This is a genomic window from Okeania sp. SIO1H4 (assembly GCF_010672695.1).
Taxonomy (GTDB): domain Bacteria; phylum Cyanobacteriota; class Cyanobacteriia; order Cyanobacteriales; family Microcoleaceae; genus Okeania; species Okeania hirsuta.
The window spans coordinates 1-4787 of the sequence record NZ_JAAHGB010000143.1; the positions used below are offsets into that span (position 1 = coordinate 1).

7 protein-coding genes are annotated in these 4787 nt (G+C 31.4%); 5 read left to right on the forward strand and 2 right to left on the reverse strand.

From position 1 onward, the window contains the following. Positions 1–330: HisA/HisF-related TIM barrel protein (locus F6K06_RS33045; RefSeq protein WP_287323357.1), on the forward strand; the 330-nt coding region annotated here is incomplete at its 5' end. Positions 331–376: 46 nt separating this feature from the next. Here the strand turns inward: F6K06_RS33045 and psaC are convergent. After that, positions 377–622, reverse strand: a complete 246-nt coding sequence (gene psaC / locus F6K06_RS33050; RefSeq protein ID WP_287323400.1) for a photosystem I iron-sulfur center protein PsaC — start codon at positions 620–622, stop codon at positions 377–379. A gap of 50 nt (positions 623–672) precedes the next feature. Further along, the gene (locus F6K06_RS33055; RefSeq protein WP_287323402.1) at positions 673–783 is read right to left on the reverse strand and encodes a photosystem II protein Y; all 111 of its coding nucleotides are present in this window, start codon (positions 781–783) and stop codon (positions 673–675) included. Between the two features lie 151 nt (positions 784–934). Here F6K06_RS33055 and F6K06_RS33060 point away from each other — a divergent pair, with 151 nt between their 5' ends. The 4 genes from F6K06_RS33060 to F6K06_RS33075 all read left to right on the forward strand — a co-directional run. Continuing rightward, positions 935–1402: a recombinase family protein gene (locus F6K06_RS33060; protein WP_287323406.1), complete on the forward strand. Its 468-nt coding sequence runs from the start codon at positions 935–937 to the stop codon at positions 1400–1402. Further along, a complete protein-coding gene (locus tag F6K06_RS33065) occupies positions 1389–2849 on the forward strand; it encodes a hypothetical protein (protein ID WP_287323403.1) in 1461 nt (486 codons plus the stop codon). The genes F6K06_RS33060 and F6K06_RS33065 overlap by 14 nt, the downstream gene beginning before the upstream one ends. A 449-nt stretch (positions 2850–3298) precedes the next feature. Next, on the forward strand, positions 3299–4441 hold the full coding sequence (locus F6K06_RS33070; protein WP_287323404.1) for a hypothetical protein: 1143 nt from the start codon (positions 3299–3301) through the stop codon (positions 4439–4441). 15 nt (positions 4442–4456) lie between these two features. Beyond that, the coding region (locus F6K06_RS33075) for a hypothetical protein (RefSeq protein WP_287323405.1) at positions 4457–4787 on the forward strand (331 nt) is incomplete at its 3' end.

The following is a 4787-nucleotide window of genomic DNA, read 5'->3' on the forward strand; positions in this document are numbered from 1 at the left end:
TCCACTGTAATGCCACTAGGTTCGCCCATTGGATCTGGTCAGGGATTAAATAATTTAGCTAATATTCAAATAATTATTGAAAATGCAAATATACCAGTAATAGTAGATGCAGGTATTGGAACTCCAAGTGAAGCAGCTCATGCTATGGAATTAGGAGCTGATGGAGTTTTATTAAATACAGCAGTTGCCCAATCTAAAAACCCTGCTAATATGTCACAAGCTATGAAATTTGGTGTAAAAGCAGGTCGATTAGCTTACTTATCTGGGCTTATGGATAAAAAATATTATGCAAATCCTAGTTCTCCCCTAGAACAAATTAGTAAATTATAATTTACTAATTTGTTAATGAAACAAAGTTTCTTATTGTTTAATTGGTTTAGTATGCTAAACCTAAACTTCTAGTCGTTTCTGCTCCTAAGTATACTCGAACACTTAAAAAGTCAGTTGGACATGCGGTTTCACATCTTTTACACCCAACGCAATCTTCAACACGAGGTGATGAAGCAATTTGACCAGATTTACAACCATCCCAAGGAACCATTTCTAGTACATCTGTTGGGCAAGCTCTTACACATTGAGTACAACCAATACATGTATCGTAAATTTTAACAGTATGAGACATAGTTTTATAATTTTATTATATATATAATATACTTGCTGAAAAGTTAAATATTAACGCCCTAGACGTTGAATTTGTTGAATAGCTAAACGACCTATATTAAATAAAGCCCATGATGCTGCTACTAGTACTGGTGCAGCAATTACTACTAAACGAGTATCCATAAGTGATAATCCTTTTAAAATATGTAAGTTAAATACACTATATATTATAGTCGAACTTAGAAAATTATCTTGATACCGAAATAATAGTGATTCTATACCTTTATTTTCCTGAATTAATAAAAATAAAAGAGTATTTTTTTTTGAAAAACTTATAAAAAAAGAGTTGGAAAAAGGTGATTTATTAATGGTGACAAAACTGGATCGTTGCTCAAGAAACACTTTAAGTTTTTTAACGCTGCAAGATCAACTTTTTAAACGATGTATAACATTTGTAGCTTTGGATCTTCCTTTCTCAGATGATTTAACAACCAATAAATTAATTGCAACTAACTTATTAGCGATCGCTACGTTTGAAAATGATCGTAGACGAGCACGTCAAAGAGAAGGAATTGAAGCAGCTAAAAAAGCAGGCAAATATTTAGGTCGCAAAACGGTAATTACAAAAAAATTAATTGCGGAAGTTCAAGATTTGAAAGAAAATAAAAAATTATCAATCACTCAAATTGCGAAAGTGACTGGGAAAGGTAGAAATACGATTTACAAGGTGTTAAAAGAGGAATTAAATTATGTCCCATACAATCGATTAGTGAGACCGGAGGAAAAATATGAATCGAAATAAATTAAGTTTTGAATCTGAAAATTTTCAAATAGATTATTTAAATCTCAATCTGCAATTTAATGATTTGAAACGAATTAAAAAAATAGCTAATTATTTGTCTAACACTTTTGATTGTAATAGTACTTTTACAGATTGTGAAAATTCCACACAAAATCGTACCCTAGTCAAAAAAGAAAGAAGTTCGTCTAAGGCTAAATTTCGAGTGAATTCTCAAAAGTATTGGTATGGGACTTCTCTAAGCTTTTCTGGAAAAAATGCAGCTTATTCTTATAAAATTATTAAAGAGACAGGACTTGATTGGGAGATTTTGAACTTTGATAATACAAGTTTAAGTCGAATTGATTTGTATTATGATCGTAAATTTAAAAAAGGTGATGAAATTGAAAATTTCGATTCATTTCTAGAACAATGCCGTAGTCAACTTGAAAAAACAGACAAGCGTAAAATAGCAATCGTGGAGAAAGGTGTTTTACGGGTTGGTAGACGGGGAAGTGGTAATTATTTTCGTGTTTATCGAAAATCTAATGGAAAATATATTCGGTTTGAGCTTGAACTGACAAAATCAGTTGTAAAAAATTTTGAATTCTATCTATTTTCAAATCAGTTTGAAAAATTAGAAGAGCTTTTATGTATACATTTCTATAAACAAGCTCTGACTACCTTTGTGATGGATAGCTGTTATACAGATTGGTTAAGAGAAAATTTTCGTAATATAAGGTCAAGTCGGAGATATGAGAATTATTTGATCACGACGTATTTCAAAACTCTACCTTTAGAAACACTGGAGAAACAAAAGTTTCTATATCAACTCCTTCAACTCTTAAGTTACATTCGAACTCTAGAAAGTTCTATCAATTGGATTTCCAGTGAAAATTACCGAATGATTTCTTTTCGAGTAAGCGAATTTTCAGAGTTTTTAGGAAAAAAGAAAACAAATTATTATCAAACTAGAAAAGTGGTGACTTTTTTAAAATCTTTACAAAGATTACCACCAGTTCTAGAAGATTTTTCGACTGAGAGTTTTCGAAGTATTTTGATTTTTCCTTATCTCGAAGTGAGTAAGGAAAAATCCTGGAAGGTCGAATTAGCAATTGCTGAGAAAGTTTATTTTTACAGATATCCTTTTTATTTTCCACAAGATTTCTTAACTTGCGATGACGTTTATGATTTAAGAGCAAAAATTTTCTTTCTTTTATCGTTTTCGACGACTGAGCTGAGTAAGGAATTTCAAATTCAAGAATTCTTTGACCAAGTTGGTCTCTCTCATCAAAAAACGACAAGGTTAAGAAAATCCGTTCTTATAATTTTCGAAGATGCTCTAGATTCAAAATTAATTGAACCGCGATTTACTTTACTTATGAAAACAAATAAAACTAAAGAAGTTGAGAAATTGACATCCAATTTACTTGTGAAAGCAAAATCAATTTTTTATACCGAAATTCCATAGATAATACTTACGAATATATCCGTTTAAATACGTGTTACTTACAAAAAGGGTTACATTTTAGCCCTTTTTGAGATAAATCCAGATCATTGACTGTTGAATAAGCTTTATTTACAAGGGTTAACTAACTTAAGTTCAACTTTTTAAAAAAATGAAGTTTACACTTTAAGAAGGTGTTTCCTATTTTGTAATTTTTGATATATAATTCCCGTAATAAGATCTGTCGTCCTTAGCCATGCGGCGATTGAGCATCAGCAATGCGGCTGTAGAGCATATGCGAAGCAGAAGTATCCGTCTGATAAGACTAGCCCGAGCGGCAATGAGCGGGTATTAAGCAATGTTATTCAATTAAAATTGTTATACTAATTTCTTAAAATACGATTTGCTTCCTTTATTGTTGGTTTATTCATTTTAGTATTCGTCTTTAAAAATAAATGTAGTAAAAGTATATCATGAGAATTCTGTATAAAATTTTTAAACACATCCGAAAGCATAACTTAAAAAAAATTTTCGGTATCGCTATTGTTGTATTCGGGCTGAGATATGCTAGACCTGACCCTAGCATATCCTCAAATCCTAGTAAACAAATTGAACGTAAAGAAAGTTATTTTAAAGATGATCCAGGAACAATAAACACAAATGCTATACTTATTAAATCAGAAAATGGAATTTTAATTAGTGATTCACGAACTTCAAAAAACTTAAATAAGCTTGACATTGAGCAAATTATTTTGGTTAAAACAGGTGATAGTGGACCATCTTCACCGCCTGTAAATTCTATTTCTCGGGGAGGATTTGTTAATTCAGATCCGAGTAAAAATTCAAAGCCTTCAAATTCGGACTGTAAAGTACCATTTCGTGCAGCACCGGGAGGATCAGACGATCCGGGAAATGGTGCTGGTGCTAGCTGGGAGGATGCTTCGGAAGAAAACAATGTGCCAGAACAATCCAAATGGAATGATGATAAGGATTATTGGAAAAAATTGAATCCTTCCTTTAGTCAGCCTAAAGACCAGAAACCTGAACAATGTGAATTAAACTTGGATGAAAAAATAGAGTCAGAAACAGAAGAAAACCAATCTCAAATTAAACCACCGGGCAAATTTAAAGTTGATTCTGATCATCAGGTGGATATTGATTTTGATTATGAGTTGGATAAAAATGGGAGGCCCGTACTTCTCGTTCCAATAAAAGATAATACTGTACGACGTGTAGAATTCGATCAAACTCGCGATAAATTCTATCATGAAGATCTGTTTCCAAATATATCACCGCCAGATGGCTTTAATAACAAAGCTGTGCGAGCCCTAGAATACCCGGATAGGTTAGCCTATTTAAGAAAAAATATTCCCGCTCACAAAGTTATTGAACTACAAAATGAAATAGCGAAAAGTTTGAGCGATCCCAATATTATTTCAGTACCAGGATTTCTAGGAAAATATAAAATCAGTGGTACGATCGATATAAATCAAAAATCTGGATTGGTCAGTTTTACAGATGCTGTCACAGATAAACATAGAACAACTGTAAAAATGAAGAGTGGAAACATTAAAAAATTAGCAAAAGACGACTTTCACTTGTTCCCTGATAAATAATAACTCAATTTTAAAATGATTAATAGATTCAATGTTTCACAGTATTGTGAATTATTAAAAAAAAAAGATATTTTAGAAAAACAAAATAAGTTTTTATTGTATGAACCTGATTATCTTGAATTACTTTCTTATCAAGAAACTGTATATCATCAAATTTATTTTAGTCGAAAAAGTGATTATTGTTCTTTAATCCAAAAATATTTAAATACAACAATTCTTCCTTATATATTCAGAGCTAGATTCTTGGAAATGGTCAAACAAGATGACGAAAAAGCTGAAAAAATTCTTCAAGATTTTGAACAATTATCAAGTTTTTCGATTGATGTTAAGTTAGATGGGTTCGGGA

Bases quoted from the DNA above. Each gene is read 5' to 3' on its own strand.
- F6K06_RS33055 (WP_287323402.1), bottom strand. From the start codon at position 783: ATGGATACTCGTTTAGTAGTAATTGCTGCACCAGTACTAGTAGCAGCA.
- F6K06_RS33070 (WP_287323404.1), top strand. From the start codon at position 3,299: ATGAGAATTCTGTATAAAATTTTTAAACACATCCGAAAGCATAACTTA.
- F6K06_RS33065 (WP_287323403.1), top strand. From the start codon at position 1,389: ATGAATCGAAATAAATTAAGTTTTGAATCTGAAAATTTTCAAATAGAT.
- psaC (WP_287323400.1), bottom strand. From the start codon at position 622: ATGTCTCATACTGTTAAAATTTACGATACATGTATTGGTTGTACTCAA.